The organism is Roseburia hominis, assembly GCA_040702975.1.
Taxonomy (GTDB): domain Bacteria; phylum Bacillota; class Clostridia; order Lachnospirales; family Lachnospiraceae; genus Allocoprococcus; species Allocoprococcus hominis_A.
Genome location: CP159990.1, coordinates 2,800,608 through 2,818,167, shown reverse-complemented (window position 1 = coordinate 2,818,167; position 17,560 = coordinate 2,800,608). Strand labels below are relative to the sequence as shown.

Sequence of the window (17,560 nt, the reverse complement as noted above, 5' to 3'; positions counted from 1 at the left end):
GCGTTAGTGTTGTTACGGAAGGTTCGATGAGCCTTTACTCTTGGTGATATAAATCTTTCCTTCATGCAGACTGGTCGTCTCTGAACTGGCGCCGATGAAAGCGATATGGTAATATCCGTCTTCTTTCGCACAGAGCTGATACTTGATATCCTTTTGATGGAATCCGGTCAATTCTTCTTTCAACTCCCCGTTCAGAATGTACATAAAAGCGGAATGCTGGTTGGCGATGATTTCGCATGGATACAAAAGCACTTCAAAATTCAGAATATCACCTTTTTCCAGTTTCCAGCCTTTTTTGTCCGGTGTGGTGAAAATTGCCATAGCATTATTTGCTGCGATGATTTCAGGTGTGATAAAAGTGTCTTTGTCCTGCGTGGTTGTGAAGATATCCATGCTAAGTGGGATATGTGCACCTTCTTCCGCAGTTTTGACGATCTCGTTAGGCGATAGGCTGGTGGGCGGAATATCTTTGCGGTCATTGGGGTGCTCAGGGTAATATCCGCTGTGAATCACTTCTTTTCCGACAATATCCCGGTTATCATTTGTTATTCTTTCTGCACCACCTTCTCTCCAGATTTTCCAGTAGGAATTACCGCATACGGCGGTAGAAAACAGTAATGTGGCGGCGATTGCGATAATGAGTATTTTTTTTGAAATCTTTTTTCGGCTGCGTTTATTGACAGGAGCACGAAGCTCTTTCATGACCAGTTTTATAGTGGTATCTGCGGTAAACGTGGCACTTTCCCGCTTGCCATAATTACTGTTTTGCAAAATATCCAGACATTCGTCCTCGATTATTTCAAAAATAGAATTATAATCCATTGCTATTCTCCTTTCGCAAGTAATGATTTGAGGTGGGCTTTGCCACGACGCAATCTTGTCTTGACGGTGGCCTCGGGAATCTGCTCCTCTTGTGAAATTTCTTTTATTGATTTGCCCTGATAGTAGTATTTCACAAGTACGATCTGCTCCGGTTTTCCCAGTTGTTTTATACAGCTTGTAAGCCACTCCCGGGTGTTGCTTCGTTCAATCTCATCGTCTTTGTTTGTCAGGATTTCTTCCTTTAGGGGAAGCGTTTGTTTGAGTGATCGCAGTTTCGTTTTTGCTGTGTTTTTTGCGATTTGAGCCAGGTAGCTTTTGATATCGGGATAATTCTGTGTGTCGATTTTGTCTATATTTCGCCACAATAGTAAAAAGACATCATTTAGTGCTTCCTGAACATCCTCTTTTTCCATCAATCCTCCCAGAATATTCAGAAGGATGACGGAAATATAATGATTATATTTGTTTATTAAAAATTCAAGTGCCTGGTAGTCGCCTTGTTTAATTTGTTCTACTGCAAGTTTGTCGGTCACGTTTTGTCCCCCTTTCAGCTTTGGTCCATCAGATTGTTGGTGTGTGTAAATATATACTACTTGTTTTGGGAAAAAGTTTCAGAAAAATGACCAAAAATAAATAAAGGGAAACCCTAACAAGAAAAGCAGGATTTCCCTTTTGAAAATGAATGCTCCGACACCTTACGCCGGAATAAAAGCATCTTTGCCAAGTCCGCATACCGGGCATACCCAGTCTTCCGGAATATCCTCGAAAGCGGTTCCCGGAGCGATTCCGCCATCCGGATCACCCTCTGCCGGGTCATAAATGTAACCACATGGTTCGCACATATACTTCTGCATGTTCCAAGTCCTCCTTATCTTATAATCATTCTTAGTATATCCTAGTTTGAAAATAATTTCCACCTAAAAAATGGAAGGGACATTTTTTTAGTTTATAACAGGGCAGGAAAACTATATTTCTTTAATCCCGTCAATGTTTGAGTCGATCACAAGGGAATAATTCGTATAGTACACAACGAATCCCGGCTTGCTGCCGTTGGGCTTCTTTACATGTTTTTTCTCCACGTAATCGATCTCTACCTTTTCGGCCCCGGAATTCTTGGAGTAGTGAGCCGCAAGACGTCCGGCCTCCTCAAAGGTCCGGTCCGGAAGCTCCTGTCCCTCCGTTTTTACGATGACATGCGATCCCGGCGCGCCTTTCGCATGGAACCACCAGTCATTTCCGTTTGCAAAATGGAAGGTCAACTCATCATTTTGAAGGTTATTCTTCCCGACATACATATGAAAACCGTCTGATGAAAGATAGTGAAGAGGCTTGCTGGTGATTTTCACCTTTTTCTTCGCAAATTTCCGGCGGATATAACCGCTGTCCGTAAGTTCCTCCTTGAGTTGGGTGAGATCCTCCTCACCGCGGGCGATATCCAGGGCGTTTACGATGGATTCCAGATAGGTGATCTCATCGTGCGTCTCCTGGATCAGGGTGCTGAGGGCCTCGAAGGTACGTTTCTGTTTATTGTATTTTTCAAAATACCGCACGGCGTTCTCCTGCGGAGTCTTTTGGGGGTCCAGCGGAATGCGGACAGTCTCGTTGGTGTAGTAATTCAGGGCTTCCAGATAGCGGGCGCCTTCTTCCAGGTTATAGCCGTAGGTGTTGATCAATTCCCCATATACCTTATATTTCTCGCGGGACCGGGTGTCGCGTAGCTGTTTTAGCTGCAATTCGTACTTTTTGCGGTTCCGCTCCAGCGCAGTCTGGACGACCTTGCGAAGGTCTGCCGATTTCTGACGAATCCGGGTGATGCGGTCCTTGGCGGAATAATAGCTGCGGATCAGCTGGGAAATAGAATCATATTCCTCCACGCGGCAGTTAGAAAAATGTGTGAGCGGCAGGGAGGAAAATTCCTTTGGTTCTTTGCCGTAATAGTAGATGCCGGGCTTAAATTCTCCCTCTTTTACCTGTTCAAAATAGTAGGTGAACTGGCGGTACAGGTGGGAGAGGATATCTGCGGAAAGTTCTTTTGGCGTGATATCGGAATCGACGCCGGAGAGATAGCAGATCTCCTCCGCCGCAACAGGGCTGATGCCGGTAAAGCTGTTGTAGATAGCCTTGCTAAGCGGCATCGGCTTCTCTGAGAGAAGGCGGACAAAGTCGGACTCCTCTACGGTGAGAGGGCAGGCTTTTTGCGTCGTTTCCGGTATGAAATAAGTCCTGCCTGGAAGAACCTCCCGGAAGGAACTCATCTGAGCGGAAACGTGCTTGATGCTGTCCAGGATCATTCCGTTTTCGTTGCAGAAAATAATGTTGCTGTGTTTTCCCATGATCTCTACGATCAGGCGTTTCTGGCACAAATCTCCCAATTCATCCAGATGCTCGATATCAATCTGAATGATCCGCTCAAGGCTGGGCTGTGTGATTGCCGTGATCCGGCCGCTGCCCACGTATTTGCGCAGTAGCATGCAGAAATTGGGCGCGGTCATGGGACTGGGCTTATTCTCCTCTGTCAGGAAAATGAGCGGCAGGGAGGCGCTGGCTGAAATGCTGAGTCTTTTCAGACCATTTGGGGTCTTGATGGTCAGCAAAAGTTCGTCCGTCTCCGGCTGCGCTATTTTATTGATTCTTCCATTTAATATAGTATCATTTAATTCTTTTACGATATTGGCGATTGTAATTCCGTCGAAAGCCATATGGTTAAACTCCTGTCTGAAAAATGTAAATAATGTTCGCTATCTGGTTCTGCACATGGATATGTTAAATTTGTAACCTATGCGCAAGGGTAAACTGCATGCACAAAAATTAAGTTGACGTGCTATGCAAAAAATGTCCGGTGGACGTTCTTTAGTATAGCATGAGATTCAAAAAGGCAAAAGTGGTAAAATAGAAAATTCTGCTTTTTATTGGAAATTAGCAGCTCTTTATTGATTCTTTCCCTGCTTTTTATTGACTCACCCTGGCAAATAAATTATAATATATTCTAGCGAAATTTGGCTGCACAGACAGCCGTGAAAAAGAGGACAATCAGATGATAAAAAGTATGACAGGCTTTGGACGGTGTGAAGTGTCCGAGGCGCAGAGAAAGTTTACAGTTGAGATCAAAGGAGTGAATCACCGGTATCTGGACGTAGGAATCCGCATGCCGAAGAAATTGAATTATTTTGAGACTGCGATCCGCAATTTGCTGAAGGGCTATGCGCAAAGGGGTAAGGTCGACATTTTCATTTCTTACGAGGATTTATCGGAGGCGCAGGTCTCACTGAAATATAATCAGACTCTGGCGGCCGAATATATGGCTTGCTTTAAGAAGATTCAGGAGGATTTCGGGCTGGATAATGATATCCGGGTATCCACCGTGTCGCGGTGCCCGGAGGTCGTGACTATGGAAGAGCGGACCGTGAATGAGGAAGAACTCTGGAACAGCTTAAAGAAAGCGCTGGAGGGAGCATTTGCCCAGTTCGTGGAGACCAGGACGGCTGAGGGGGAGAACCTGAAGCACGATATTATTACGAAACTGGACGGGATGCTGGAGAAGGTGGCATATATCGAGGAGCGTTCCCCGCAGATCGTGGCGGAGTACCGCGAGAAACTGGAGACGAAGGTAAAGGAGCTTCTCGGAGATGCACAGATTGAGGAGGGAAGACTCGCGGCGGAGGTCGTGATCTTCGCGGACAAGATCTGTACAGATGAGGAGATCGTGCGGCTGAAGAGCCATATCAAGCATATGAAGGATACGCTGGAGACTGCGGACGGAATCGGGCGTAAGCTGGATTTCATCGCTCAGGAGATGAACCGTGAGGCGAATACGATCCTTTCCAAGGCGAATGACCTTGAAGTTTCCAATCACGCTATCGATCTGAAGACGGAGATTGAAAAGGTGCGTGAACAGATACAAAATATCGAATAACCCTTTGAAAACTACGGGACTTTGTGGTATAATCTATGTTCAGTTTTGATGTGGGACCAGTAAGCGGTACACATTTATTTTAAAGAGTCAGGAGTGCTTGCTATGAGTAAGAACAAGGGAATTCTTATCGTCGTATCCGGATTTTCGGGGGCAGGAAAAGGGACGCTTATGAAGCGGCTCCTGGAGGAATACGACAATTATGCGTTATCGATTTCGGCTACGACCAGAAGCCCGAGGCCGGGTGAGGAGGACGGAAGAGAATATTTTTTCAAATCGACTGAGGAATTTGAAAAAATGATTGCGCAGGACGAACTAATAGAGTATGCTAGATACGTGAATAATTACTATGGTACTCCCAAGGAGTATGTCGTAAACCAGCTGGCATCCGGAAAAGATGTGGTGCTGGAGATCGAGATACAAGGTGCGCTTAAGGTGAAGGAGAGATATCCTGATACCTTGCTCCTGTTCGTGACGCCGCCCAGCGCGAAGGTGCTGAAGGAACGGCTGGTCGGACGGGGAACGGAGACCATGGAAGTGATCGAGTCCAGGATGAAGCGCGCAGTGGAAGAGTCTCAGGGAATGGATCATTATGATTATCTGGTGATCAATGATGACCTGGAGATCTGTGTGAAAGAGATGCATCATATTATCCAGTCCGAGCATGAGCGGGTGAACCGCAATGCCGAGTTTATCGGACGGATACGAAGAGAACTGGAAGAATTGTAGGGAAGATTTGAAAGGAGCAGGATTATATGTTACATCCATCTTATAGTGATTTGATGAAGGTAGTGAACCAGGACGTAGAAGAGGGGGCGACCAAGATCGTCAACAGCCGTTATTCTATCGTGCTGGCTACGGCGAAGCGTGCAAGACAGTTGATCGATGGCGAACTGCCGTTAGTTGCAGTAAAGGACGGCGAGAAGCCGCTTTCTGTCGCAATCGATGAATTGAATAACGCAAAGATCAAGATTATCGCGGAAGACGCGGAAGAGTAAAAAGGGAGGCAGGTGCAGGGGACTGTATCTGCCTTGCGAGTATATGGAGAATATGTATGAATATATTGTTTATTTCGCTGGGGTGTGATAAGAACCTGGTGGATACCGAGGTGATGCTGGGGATTCTGGCAGAGCGCGGGCATCAGATGGTGGATGACGAGTCTTTGGCGGATGTGGCGGTGGTGAACACCTGTTGTTTTATCCATGACGCCAAGGAAGAGAGCATTCAGAATATTCTGGAGATGGGGGCGCTCAAGGAGAATGGACGGCTTAAGGCGTTGATCGTGACTGGTTGTCTGGCACAGCGGTATCAGGAGGAGATATTGGAAGAGATTCCGGAGGTGGACGCGATTTTGGGCACCACATCTTACGAAGAGATCGCAGATGTGATCGATAAGGTGACGGGGGACAGCCCGAAGGAGCGCGCAGATGCGAGAATTACGCTTCGGGATGTGGATTATCTGCCGGAGAAGATTGACGGACGTCTGGTGACCACGGGAGGGCATTTCGCCTATCTTAAGATTGCAGAAGGGTGCGACAAGCACTGTACATACTGTGTGATCCCCAAGGTACGGGGGGATTATCGCAGCGTGCCGATGGAGAAGTTGATAAGAGAGGCCGAGGAACTTGCAAGAAGCGGGGTCAAAGAACTGATCCTGGTGGCGCAGGAGACTACGGTATACGGCGTGGATCTGTATGGAGAGAAGAGGCTGCCACAGCTTTTGCGGGAGCTTTGCCAGATTAGCGGCCTTGCCTGGATTCGGATCCTGTACTGTTATCCGGAGGAGATCACGGAAGAACTCATTCAGGTGATGAAGGAGGAGCCGAAGATCTGTCATTATCTGGACCTTCCGATTCAGCACGCAAGCGACGCGATCCTTAAGAGAATGGGAAGAAGAACTTCAAAGGAGCAGTTGATTTCCATTATAGGACGTCTGCGGGAGGAGATTCCGGATATTGCGCTTCGGACGACTCTGATCACTGGATTTCCGGGAGAGACGAAGGAACAGCATGAAGAACTGATGGAGTTCGTGGACACGATGGAATTTGACCGTCTGGGAGTCTTTACCTATTCACGTGAGGAGGATACGCCGGCGGCAGCTATGCCGGATCAGATTCCGGAGGAGGTCAAGGAGGAACGTCAGGCGGAGCTTATGGAACTGCAGCAGGATATTGCGTTTGACGCGGCGCAGGACAGGATCGGGGAAGAACTTCTGGTAATGATAGAAGGCAAAGTGGCCGATGAGAACGCCTATGTGGGAAGGACTTATCGGGATGCGCCGAATGTGGACGGACTGATTTTTGTCAACACAGATGAGGAACTAATGTCGGGGGATTTTGCGAAAGTGAAGGTGACCGGGGCATTGGAATATGATTTAATAGGAGGATTGTTATGAATTTACCAAACAAACTTACGATTTTAAGAGTGCTTTTGATTCCGTTTTTTGTGGCGTTTCTGCTGTTTGATATTACCGGGGCGGCAGATAAATGGATCGCACTTGTGATTTTCTGTATTGCAAGTCTTACGGATATGCTGGACGGAAAGATTGCAAGAAAGAACAATCTGGTGACGAATTTCGGAAAGTTCATGGATCCGCTTGCGGATAAACTCCTGGTGTGTACGGCGTTTATATGTCTTACGACGATGGGACGGCTGAATGTGATCGTGGTACTGATCATCATTGCGCGTGAATTTATTATTAGCGGATTCCGTCTGGTGGCGTCCGATAACGGAATCGTGATTGCGGCAAGCTATTGGGGCAAATTCAAGACGGTCTCCCACATGGCGCTGATCATACTTTTGATTATGAATATTGACGGATCAGTTGCGGCAACAATCGAGATGGTGCTTACATGGGTGGCGCTGATTTTGACTTTGATATCTTTGTTTGATTATGTTATGAAGAATAAACAGGTGTTGACACAAGGAGGCATGTAAAATGGTAGTAGAACTTATTTCCGTTGGTACTGAAATTTTACTTGGTAATATTGTGAATACGAACGCAGCATACCTAGCAGAGAAATGTGCTCTGCTAGGTTGTTCTTTATACCATCAGACGGTGGTAGGGGACAATGAAGCGCGCATGGAAGAGGCGATTCGGCAGGCGCTTACGCGTTCGGATATCGTAATACTGACAGGAGGACTTGGACCTACCAAGGACGATCTGACAAAGGAAGTGACCGCGAAGGTCTTTGGCCGCGAGCTTTACTTAGATGAGCATTCGCGCGGGCGGATACAGGAATTTTTTGATAAGCTCGGTAGTCAGAAGGTCACGGAGAACAACTGGAAACAGGCGATGATTCCCGAAGGGGCGATCGTGATCGACAATGATAACGGTACCGCTCCGGGGATTATTATTGAGGATAGAGAGAAGGGCAGGACCGCGATTTTGATTCCGGGGCCTCCGAATGAGATGAAGCCGATGTTTGAAGGGGCGATCGCACCGTATCTGAATCGCCTGCAGCCGGAAGGAATCTATTCTCATATGGTCAAGATCTGCGGTATTGGCGAGAGTCAGGCGGAGACGAAGGTCGCGGATCTGATGGACGCGCAGACGAATCCGACGCTGGCACCTTACGCGAAGACCGGGGAGGTGCATTTCCGGGTGACGGCCAAGGCCAGAAGCCAGGAGGCGGCGGAGGATTTGATGAAGCCGATGATCGATGAGCTGCATCGCCGGTTTGGAGCTGCTATTTATACGATAGATGAGAAGGTGACGCTGGAAGAAGCAATCGTGGAGGAACTTAAGAAGAGGGGAATGACCCTGACCACGGCAGAGTCCTGCACGGGAGGAAAGCTTTCCGGGAGGCTGTTAAATGTCTCCGGCGCTTCGGAGGTGTATAACGAGGGGTATATCACCTACGCCAATGCGGCTAAGGAGAAGCTGCTTAGCGTACGGCATGAGACGCTTGAGACCTACGGGGCAGTCAGTCCGCAGACGGCAAAGGAGATGGCCGAAGGAGCGGCAAAGGCGGCGGAAGCGGACGCGGCTCTTTCCGTGACCGGGATCGCAGGACCGGGCGGCGGAACGCCGGAAAAACCGGTGGGCCTTGTGTATATTGGCTGTACGGTGCGTGGGAAGACGACGGTGCGGGAGTATCATTTTACAGGAAACCGGGAAAAGAACCGGGATTATGCAGTGGTGCGCGCGCTGACACTTTTAAGGGAAGAGCTTTTGAAATAAGGCTGTCGCAATCCCATTGACTTTTTGATAATGAGTAGTTCATATCAGAGGATTTGCAGGGGGAAGCATAGACGGAAGAGGTAAGAATGTATGATTGTTAGACGATTACAGAATGAAGAAATATTAGATGCGCTCCATTTAGTGTGGGAGGTATTTGCAGAAGAGGTGGCACCCCTTTACAGCAGACAGGGAGTAGAACAATTTCAGCAGTTCATTAAGCTGGAACAGTTCATGCCGCGTGTGCAAAGCGGGGAGACGGTCGTATTCGGCGTGCTGGAGGAAAATCAGCTTGTAGGGGCTTCGGCGATAGGGAGGAACGGTCACATTTTGCTGCTGTTCGTGAGAAAGAAGTGGCAGAGGAAAGGAGCCGCGCGCCTTTTAGTCCAGGCGATGTATGAGTATGGCGTGCTGGGGCTGTCTCTTTTCCAGCTTACAGTGAACGCTTCGCCAAATGCCGTGGAAGCGTACCGGCATATGGGATTTATGGAAGCGGGTATGGAGCAGGAGCAGGACGGGATTCGGTTTGTTCCTATGATAAGGAGGGCTTCTCCGGCTGATATTCGGCCGCAGCAAAAGGGGAAGAGTCACAAAGGATTGATCGCGGGAGTCATTATAGGAATTCTGGCGTTGCTGATCCTTTTGGGATTTTTGTTCGGAAAGATGGTAAATACGATCATTAAGCAGGCTGACAGCCATAAGGAAGAGTATTTCGACCCGAGGAGTGCGTTTGGCGACGCTTGGGGAGAGGCTGAGCCTAAGACGGATCAGGGAGAGGAAGAGTTTTCTGGAAATGAGGAAGGCGATTCTGAGGAAGAGGGCGAGGGAATCGAGTCGATTTCCTGCTATGCAGCTGATGAGCTGCCTTATACGATCAAAGAAGAGACCTACACGTACAGTTCCGGAAACAGTAGTAGTTATCGGGCAGAATTTGATGTGAAATATCCGCAGCTGGAATGGAAAGACGGGAAAAATGTGGACAAGGTCAACGAGATGCTGAAGGAATGTGCGATGAGTACAGTGAACACGCTGTATCTGAATCCGAGCAATGAGATGAAAGAATCTCTGCTGAAAGAGGAGAATCTCATGCTGGCAAGTCAGGTGACCTACAAGGTGACCTATGCCAGTGAAGATTTTATCAGTGTGGCGTTCAATGATTATTATTTCGCGGGAAATATTTATGCGAGTTATGTAGACCTACGGACAAGAAATATCCGTCTGTCGGACGGGCAGGAATTCCGGACTGCCGATATCGTTGAGCTTGGCGATGAGTTTATGGACGACTGGATGGTGAGAATGAAAGAGGAAGCCCCCGGTGCGGAGGTGCTTAGTGGATTGAAGCAGGGGCAGTTCAAGCGGATTCTGAGCGGGGAAATACTGGAAAACCGGTATTATGACAACTTTTTTGTGGATGCCGAGGGTCTTGAGATCGGCCTCACATACCATTATCGAAGCGAAGGAGAGAACCCCACGATCGCGCGTGGATGGATAACAGCGCCGTACACGCAGGAGGAGGTTCGTGCCTATAAAACGGATAGCGAATTTTGGAATCTTGTACAAAGTAACGATTGACGAATGTAGAAAATTATGCGAAAATATCAGTATATGGTGTTAATTAAATAACGAACACCCTATAGGAAGAAAATCATACACATTTGAAAGGAGTTTTAACATGATTTATTCACATGAAGTAGAAATGATGTGTCCGGTGGCTCAGGGTGCAAATCACGGACCGGCTCCGATTCCGGAAGAAGCAAAATGGGTAAAGGCTAAAGAAGTAAAGGATATTTCCGGATTAACACACGGCATTGGCTGGTGTGCTCCTCAGCAGGGAACCTGCAAACTGACTTTGAATGTTAAAGACGGTATCATCCAGGAAGCTTTGGTAGAGACCATCGGATGTTCAGGAATGACTCATTCCGCAGCGATGGCTTCAGAAATCCTTCCGGGAAAGACCATTTTAGAAGCGCTCAATACAGACCTTGTATGTGATGCTATTAATACAGCAATGAGAGAATTATTCTTACAGATCGTTTACGGAAGAACACAGAGTGCATTCTCTGAAGACGGACTTCCGATCGGCGCTGGTCTTGAAGACCTTGGAAAGGGCCTTCGTTCTCAGGTTGGTACCATGTACGGAACACTTGCAAAGGGACCGCGTTATCTTGAGATGGCTGAAGGATATGTTACAGGAATCGCTCTCGATGAGCAGAACGAGATTATCGGATACAAGTTCGTAAGCCTTGGCAAGTTCACTGACTTCATCAAAGCCGGCGATGAGCCGAACGTAGCATGGGAGAAGGCTCAGGGACAGTACGGACGTGTAGCTGACGCCGTTAAGATCATCGACCCGCGTAAGGAATAGTCGAGATAAGCGGACTGAGAGCTGGCTTATAGGACGGGCTCATGCTGGCATGAGAGCCGGCGTATAAGACAGATTGAAGGCGCAACGCGCCATAATGAACGAAGTTCATTATGAGTCCGATTATCGGAAGCAAGGGAAGAGAGCTGGCTTATAGGACGGGCTCATGCTTGCATGAAGACCGGCATATAGGACAGATTGAAGGCGCAACGCGCCATAATGAACGAAGTTCATTATGTGTCCGATTATCGGAAGTATGAGTAGAGAGCTGGCTTATAGGACGAGTACATAGTAAGGTAACGTTTCATATATCAGGAGGACAAGTAAATGGCTTTATTTGAATCATATGAGAGAAGAATTGATAAAATCAATGAAGTATTAAACAGCTATGGCATTGCTTCTTTGGAAGAGGCTGAGAAGATTACAAAAGACGCAGGCCTTGATGTTTACAATCAGGTAAAAGGTATTCAGCCGATTTGTTTTGAGAACGCATGCTGGGCATATATCACAGGTGCAGCAATCGCGATCAAGAAAGGCTGTACAAGAGCAGCAGATGCAGCAGCAGCAATCGGAGAAGGCCTTCAGGCTTTCTGTATCCCGGGTTCCGTTGCAGACCAGAGAAAAGTAGGTCTTGGACATGGTAACCTTGGAAAGATGCTTCTGGAAGAAGATACAGATTGTTTCGCATTCCTTGCCGGACATGAATCCTTTGCAGCAGCAGAAGGTGCGATCGGTATCGCAGAGAAAGCAAACAAAGTACGTCAGAAACCGCTTCGTGTTATCCTGAACGGTCTTGGAAAAGATGCAGCAAAGATTATTTCCAGAATTAACGGTTTCACGTATGTTCAAACAGAATATGATTACTATACAGGAGAACTGAAAGAAGTTCAGAGAACTGCTTACTCTGATGGACTTCGTTCTAAAGTAAACTGCTACGGCGCTAACGACGTTCGTGAGGGCGTTGCTATTATGTGGAAAGAGGGCGTTGATGTTTCCATTACTGGTAACTCTACTAACCCGACCCGTTTCCAGCATCCGGTTGCAGGTACTTATAAGAAAGAGTGTATTGAGGCTGGTAAGAAGTATTTCTCAGTTGCATCCGGCGGTGGTACAGGACGTACTCTTCATCCGGACAACATGGCGGCTGGTCCGGCTTCTTACGGTATGACCGATACTCTGGGACGTATGCATTCTGACGCTCAGTTTGCAGGATCATCTTCCGTACCGGCTCACGTTGAGATGATGGGTCTGATCGGCGCAGGTAACAACCCGATGGTTGGTATGACTGTTGCTGTTGCAGTTTCCATCGAGGAAGCTGCTAAGGCTGGCAAGTTCTAAGAAATGGCTTAAAATGGGCATTTGAAGTGCGGGTGAAAGTAGTAAAACGTATCAAAATGTGGCACATTGCTACATTACTGCTACACCCGCACTGCTACATTATTGTTACACTCACACTTCTACAGTATTTTTTGGAGAACGTATATCAGAAATTGGACTGTAAGGATCTTATTAGTTCTGAGGAACAAGTATAGGCTCTGGCGATGATGCCGAGGCCTCTTTTTTATGCAAAATTTGTAGAAGTATGGAAGAGAACGTGATTAAATATGTGTGTTACCGCCTCCGATACCAGGTACGGGAAGGAGGTGTTCTGTATGGATATGTTGACTTCTTTTATTGTCGCTGTTGTGGCTGGTGTGGTTTGCCACCTCATTAGCAAATGGTTAGATGGCGATAAGTAGTCGGTAACTGACCTATGGTCTTAAGCCCTACCATTCCAAAACAGGGAATAGAAAAGCCCCAGTGCTGGCACACTGGGGCTTTTCGTTGTCGTCCTGTATGGACTACTGACTTCTTTTTGCCTGCTGGCATTATAGCATATGCAAAAATAGTTTGCAATATACAGTGCAAAAATCTAATGCAAAATTTAATGTGAGTGGACGTGAAGTATAATAAGATTAAATTGGTGAATTGAAAAAGTAAATTCCACTATTCGAATGGAAGGATTAAATTCCACCCCAAGGTGGAATTTCGGATTACAAGTAACTAAATTGCAAAGAAATGAAAGAATTGCTTGACATATATCAAAAATTCGTGTAATATTGCTAAGTATATAAATAACAGAGCGCAATCTGTTTTTTCGGGAGGTTAAAACAATGAGAAAGATGAAAAAAATATTGTCAGTTGCTTTAGTGGCAGCTATGGCAGTGACCCTTGTTGCCGGTTGCGGCTCCAAGGAAAAAAGTGAAGGTGGCAGTGATAAGATCAAGATTGGCGGAATCGGTCCTGTGACTGGTGGCGCGGCTGTTTACGGACAGGCAGTAAAAGATGGAGCAGAGCTTGCAGTTGCTGAAATTAATGAGGCAGGCGGAATCAATGGCTGTCAGGTTGAATTTGATTTTCAGGATGACGAGAATGACGCTGAGAAAGCAGTCAACGCCTATAATACTCTGAAGGACTGGGGAATGCAGGCACTTCTCGGAACAGTAACGTCTGCACCGTGTGTAGCGGTAGGCGAGGTTGCCCAGTCAGATAATATGTTCCTTTTGACACCGTCAGGAACTGCAGTAGAGTGCGTACAGTATGATAATGCATTCCGTGTATGTTTCTCAGACCCGATGCAGGGACTTGAGTCTGCAAAATATATTGGTGAGAATGGAATCGCAAAAAAGGTTGCTGTCATTTACGATAGCTCAGATGTATATTCAAGCGGCATTTACGAAGCTTTTGTAAAGGAAGCAAAGAATCAGAATATCGAGATCGTAGCGGCAGAGCAGTTCACAGGCGAGAGCAAGACGGATTTCTCCGTACAGCTTCAGAAGGCAAAAGATGCAGGAGCTGAGCTGGTATTCCTTCCGTTCTATTATTCAGAGGCGGCTCTGGTACTTAAGCAGGCTGCAGGTATGAGCTTTAGCCCGATTTTCTTCGGATGTGACGGTATGGACGGTATTCTGGGTGTAGAAGGATTTGAAGCAGACCTGGCAAACAATCTGTTATTCCTGAGCCCGTTTACACCGACCTCAACAGATGAGACGATACAGAAGTTCGTTAAAGACTTCCAGGATAAATATGGACATACTCCGAACCAGTTTGCAGCAGATGCGTATGATGGAGTTTACGCAATTAAAGCAGCAATGGAGAAAGCTGATGTAAAAGCAGATATGGAATCGTCTGATGTATGTGACGCACTGAAGGGCGCTATGGTTGAGATTACAATTGACGGTGTGACCGCAAAAGGCCTGAAATGGGAAGCAAGCGGAGAGCCGAGCAAGGCACCGATGGTTGTTAAGATTGCTGATGGTGACTATGCAGTTGTAGAGTAGGTTTATTTAAACAGGAGGTTATCTGTGTCGGATAGCCTTCTGTTTTTGTTGCCATGCATACTTGAAATAAGATGCGGCAGACCTTGATTTTGATATATACTTAATAAGTAGTTGGAATACATGATACATTGAGGTATAATATTCATAATAGTCCGCAGGTAAAGAAGTTTTTGATTCGGAGTTTGAAGTGAAAATGCGGGGGATGACATCAATATAAAAGGAATTGGGGGATAGGAATGAGCTTTGTATCTTATTTGATTAATGGTATCAGTCTGGGAAGCGTCTATGCGATCATTGCACTTGGCTATACTATGGTTTATGGAATTGCCAAGATGCTGAATTTCGCACACGGAGATGTGATTATGATTGGTGCATATGTAGTGCTGCTGGCGGTTACCGGGGCAGGTATGCCACCAGTAGTGGCGGTGCTAATCGCAGTTGTTTTTTGTACCATACTTGGAGTTGCGATTGAGAGGATTGCATACAGACCGCTTAGAAATGCATCTTCATCTCTGGCGGTTCTTATTACAGCTATTGGCGTGAGCTATTTGCTTCAGAACGTGGCGCTTTTGATTTTTGGGGCAAACACAAAGTCTTTTACGTCGGTTGTTTCGGTGCCGGCCATTAAGCTGGCTGATGGTCAGCTTACTATTTCCGGAGAGACGATCGTAACGATTATTTCCTGTATTGTGATCATGGTGGGGCTGACGCTTTTTATCAGGAAGACTAAGGCAGGACAGGCGATGCGCGCGGTATCCGAGGATAAGGGGGCGGCGCAGCTTATGGGAATCAATGTGAATGCGACGATCGCGCTTACATTTGCCATTGGCTCTGCGCTGGCGGCAGTTGCGGGAGCACTTTTATGTTCAGCTTACCCGACACTGACCCCTTATACAGGAGCTATGCCTGGTATCAAGGCATTCGTTGCGGCGGTATTTGGCGGAATCGGTTCTATTCCGGGGGCGATGATTGGAGGAATTCTCCTGGGCGTGATCGAGATTTTTGGAAAAGCCTATATTTCATCGCAGATTGCGGACGCCATTGTATTCGGTGTGTTGATCGTGGTATTGATCGTGAAGCCTACTGGAATTTTTGGTAAGAACATTCAGGAGAAAGTGTAGGTGGACGGCATGAAGAAGATGAATAAAATAACACGGAATAATCTGATTACATATTTGATGGTGATTGGAATTTATATAGTTGCACAGGTCCTGGTGATGACGGGCAGCATTTCCAGTCTTCTGAAAGGACTTTTGGTGCCGCTTTGCGCCTATGTAATCCTGGCAGTATCCTTAAATCTCACGGTCGGGATTTTAGGAGAACTCAGCCTTGGACACGCCGGATTTATGTGTGTGGGAGCGTTTACCAGTGCGTTTTTCTCAAAATGCATGGTCGAAGTAATTCCGACAGCAGGCGTAAGGTATTTTCTTGCACTTCTGATTGGCGCGGTCTGTGCGGGAATATGCGGTATACTGATCGGAATTCCGGTTCTGCGCCTGAAGGGCGATTACCTGGCGATCGTTACTCTGGCATTTGGAGAAATTATTAAGAACGTGGTAAATATATTATTTATCGGGAAGGATTCGGCCGGTTTTCATTTTTCCACGAAGGACTCTCTTTCTCTTGGACTTGAAGAGGGAGGAAAGATTATCATTAACGGACCGCAGGGAATCACGGGAACACCGAAGGATTCCACCTTTACGGTGGGAGTAATCCTGATCCTGATCACACTGTTTATCGTGCAGAATCTGATTTATTCACGGAGCGGACGTGCGATTATGGCGATACGTGACAATCGTATCGCGGCGGAGTCTATTGGAATTAATATTACCAAGTATAAGTTGATGGCGTTTTCGATTTCAGCGGCGCTTGCAGGAGTTGCAGGAGTCATTTATGCACATAATCTGGCGACTCTGACGGCACAGCCGAAGAACTTTGGATATAATATGTCTATTATGATTCTGGTATTCGTGGTGCTTGGCGGAATCGGAAATATTCGCGGCTCTATTCTGGCAGCGATCGTTCTGACCCTGCTGCCGGAGCTTCTGCGTGGCCTCAACGATTATCGTATGTTGATTTACGCAGTGGTCCTTATCATTATGATGCTCTTTAACTGGAGTCCGAAGGCCGTTGAGTGGCGGGAAAAATATACGGCGAAGTTAAGAAGCAGCAGAAAGAAAAATACGAAGGAGGCGGCATAGGTTATGGCATTATTGGAAGTGAAGAACTTAGGAATCTCCTTTGGCGGTCTGCGAGCTGTAAATGAATTTCATTTGGAGATTGAAAAAGGCTGCCTCTACGGGCTGATCGGACCGAACGGTGCAGGAAAGACGACAATTTTTAACCTGCTTACCGGAGTATACCGTCCGGATGAGGGAATCATAAAGCTGGACGGGGAGAGTATTGTAGGAAAGAAGACGATTGATATTAATAAGGCAGGGATTGCCCGTACATTCCAGAATATTCGGTTGTTTAAGGATCTTACAGTACTGGATAATGTAAAAGCAGGTCTGCATAATCATTATCCATACTCTACTCTGGAAGGAATTTTCCGCCTTCCGAAATATTATAAAGTCGAAAAAGAAATGAATGAGAAGGCCATGGAGCTTCTGGAAGTGTTTGATCTCCATAATGATGCGCAGACATTGGCGTCGAACCTTCCCTATGGAAAACAAAGGGAGTTGGAGATTACCCGTGCACTGGCGACGAAGCCCAAACTTTTGCTTTTAGATGAGCCTGCTGCCGGCATGAATCCGAATGAAACCCAGGAACTGATGAAGACCATACGTTTTGTGCGGGACAAATTCGACATGACGATTCTTCTGATCGAGCATGATATGAAGCTGGTATCCGGTATTTGCGAGAAGCTTACCGTGCTGAATTTCGGTGAGGTTCTGGCCGAAGGGGATACAGCGGATGTTCTGAATAATCCGGAAGTAATCAAGGCATATCTGGGCGAATAGGAG

General features: G+C 46.8%; 17 protein-coding genes. 13 read left to right on the top strand and 4 right to left on the bottom strand.

Going from position 1 to position 17,560, the window contains the following annotated elements; translation table 11 throughout:
* Positions 1-12 precede the first annotated feature (12 nt).
* The 4 genes from ABXS75_13030 to ABXS75_13015 form a co-directional block, all read right to left on the bottom strand.
* The gene (locus ABXS75_13030; GenBank protein ID XCP83992.1) at positions 13-822 is read right to left on the bottom strand and encodes a hypothetical protein; all 810 of its coding nucleotides are present in this window, start codon (positions 820-822) and stop codon (positions 13-15) included.
* A gap of 2 nt (positions 823-824) precedes the next feature.
* Entirely contained in the window at positions 825-1,355 is a 531-nt protein-coding gene (locus ABXS75_13025; GenBank protein ID XCP83991.1) for an RNA polymerase sigma factor, read from the bottom strand.
* A 162-nt stretch (positions 1,356-1,517) separates the two neighbouring features.
* Positions 1,518-1,676 (bottom strand): rubredoxin, encoded by a 159-nt coding sequence (rd, locus tag ABXS75_13020; GenBank protein ID XCP83990.1) that lies wholly within the window; start codon positions 1,674-1,676, stop codon positions 1,518-1,520.
* Between the two features lie 111 nt (positions 1,677-1,787).
* A complete protein-coding gene (locus tag ABXS75_13015; GenBank protein ID XCP83989.1) occupies positions 1,788-3,521 on the bottom strand; it encodes an NFACT RNA binding domain-containing protein in 1,734 nt (577 codons plus the stop codon).
* 335 nt (positions 3,522-3,856) lie between these two features.
* Here ABXS75_13015 and ABXS75_13010 point away from each other — a divergent pair, with 335 nt between their 5' ends.
* From ABXS75_13010 to ABXS75_12950, 13 genes are all read left to right on the top strand, one after another.
* Positions 3,857-4,735 carry a YicC/YloC family endoribonuclease gene (locus tag ABXS75_13010; protein XCP83988.1) on the top strand — a complete coding sequence of 293 codons (879 nt, stop codon included), beginning with the start codon at positions 3,857-3,859 and terminating at the stop codon, positions 4,733-4,735.
* Positions 4,736-4,837: 102 nt separating this feature from the next.
* The gene (gene gmk, locus ABXS75_13005) at positions 4,838-5,461 is read left to right on the top strand and encodes a guanylate kinase (GenBank protein XCP83987.1); all 624 of its coding nucleotides are present in this window, start codon (positions 4,838-4,840) and stop codon (positions 5,459-5,461) included.
* Positions 5,462-5,487: 26 nt separating this feature from the next.
* Positions 5,488-5,730: a DNA-directed RNA polymerase subunit omega gene (gene rpoZ / locus ABXS75_13000; protein ID XCP83986.1), complete on the top strand. Its 243-nt coding sequence runs from the start codon at positions 5,488-5,490 to the stop codon at positions 5,728-5,730.
* A 56-nt stretch (positions 5,731-5,786) separates the two neighbouring features.
* Positions 5,787-7,127: a 30S ribosomal protein S12 methylthiotransferase RimO gene (gene rimO / locus ABXS75_12995; GenBank protein XCP83985.1), complete on the top strand. Its 1,341-nt coding sequence runs from the start codon at positions 5,787-5,789 to the stop codon at positions 7,125-7,127.
* The gene (gene pgsA / locus ABXS75_12990) at positions 7,124-7,669 is read left to right on the top strand and encodes a CDP-diacylglycerol--glycerol-3-phosphate 3-phosphatidyltransferase (GenBank protein XCP83984.1); all 546 of its coding nucleotides are present in this window, start codon (positions 7,124-7,126) and stop codon (positions 7,667-7,669) included. The genes rimO and pgsA overlap by 4 nt, the downstream gene beginning before the upstream one ends.
* A 1-nt stretch (position 7,670) precedes the next feature.
* Entirely contained in the window at positions 7,671-8,915 is a 1,245-nt protein-coding gene (locus tag ABXS75_12985; protein XCP83983.1) for a competence/damage-inducible protein A, read from the top strand.
* Between the two features lie 90 nt (positions 8,916-9,005).
* Positions 9,006-10,484 carry a GNAT family N-acetyltransferase gene (locus ABXS75_12980; GenBank protein ID XCP83982.1) on the top strand — a complete coding sequence of 493 codons (1,479 nt, stop codon included), beginning with the start codon at positions 9,006-9,008 and terminating at the stop codon, positions 10,482-10,484.
* Positions 10,485-10,584: 100 nt separating this feature from the next.
* A complete protein-coding gene (locus ABXS75_12975; protein XCP83981.1) occupies positions 10,585-11,277 on the top strand; it encodes a hypothetical protein in 693 nt (230 codons plus the stop codon).
* Between the two features lie 324 nt (positions 11,278-11,601).
* A complete protein-coding gene (locus ABXS75_12970; protein XCP83980.1) occupies positions 11,602-12,612 on the top strand; it encodes a GGGtGRT protein in 1,011 nt (336 codons plus the stop codon).
* A gap of 815 nt (positions 12,613-13,427) precedes the next feature.
* Complete coding sequence (locus tag ABXS75_12965) at positions 13,428-14,594, top strand: ABC transporter substrate-binding protein (GenBank protein ID XCP83979.1); 1,167 nt, start codon at positions 13,428-13,430, stop codon at positions 14,592-14,594.
* 236 nt (positions 14,595-14,830) lie between these two features.
* The gene (locus ABXS75_12960) at positions 14,831-15,715 is read left to right on the top strand and encodes a branched-chain amino acid ABC transporter permease (GenBank protein ID XCP83978.1); all 885 of its coding nucleotides are present in this window, start codon (positions 14,831-14,833) and stop codon (positions 15,713-15,715) included.
* Positions 15,716-15,724: 9 nt separating this feature from the next.
* The gene (locus ABXS75_12955; protein XCP83977.1) at positions 15,725-16,795 is read left to right on the top strand and encodes a branched-chain amino acid ABC transporter permease; all 1,071 of its coding nucleotides are present in this window, start codon (positions 15,725-15,727) and stop codon (positions 16,793-16,795) included.
* Between the two features lie 3 nt (positions 16,796-16,798).
* Positions 16,799-17,557, top strand: coding sequence for an ABC transporter ATP-binding protein (locus ABXS75_12950; GenBank protein ID XCP83976.1), 759 nt, complete (start codon positions 16,799-16,801; stop codon positions 17,555-17,557).
* Positions 17,558-17,560: the final 3 nt, after the last annotated feature.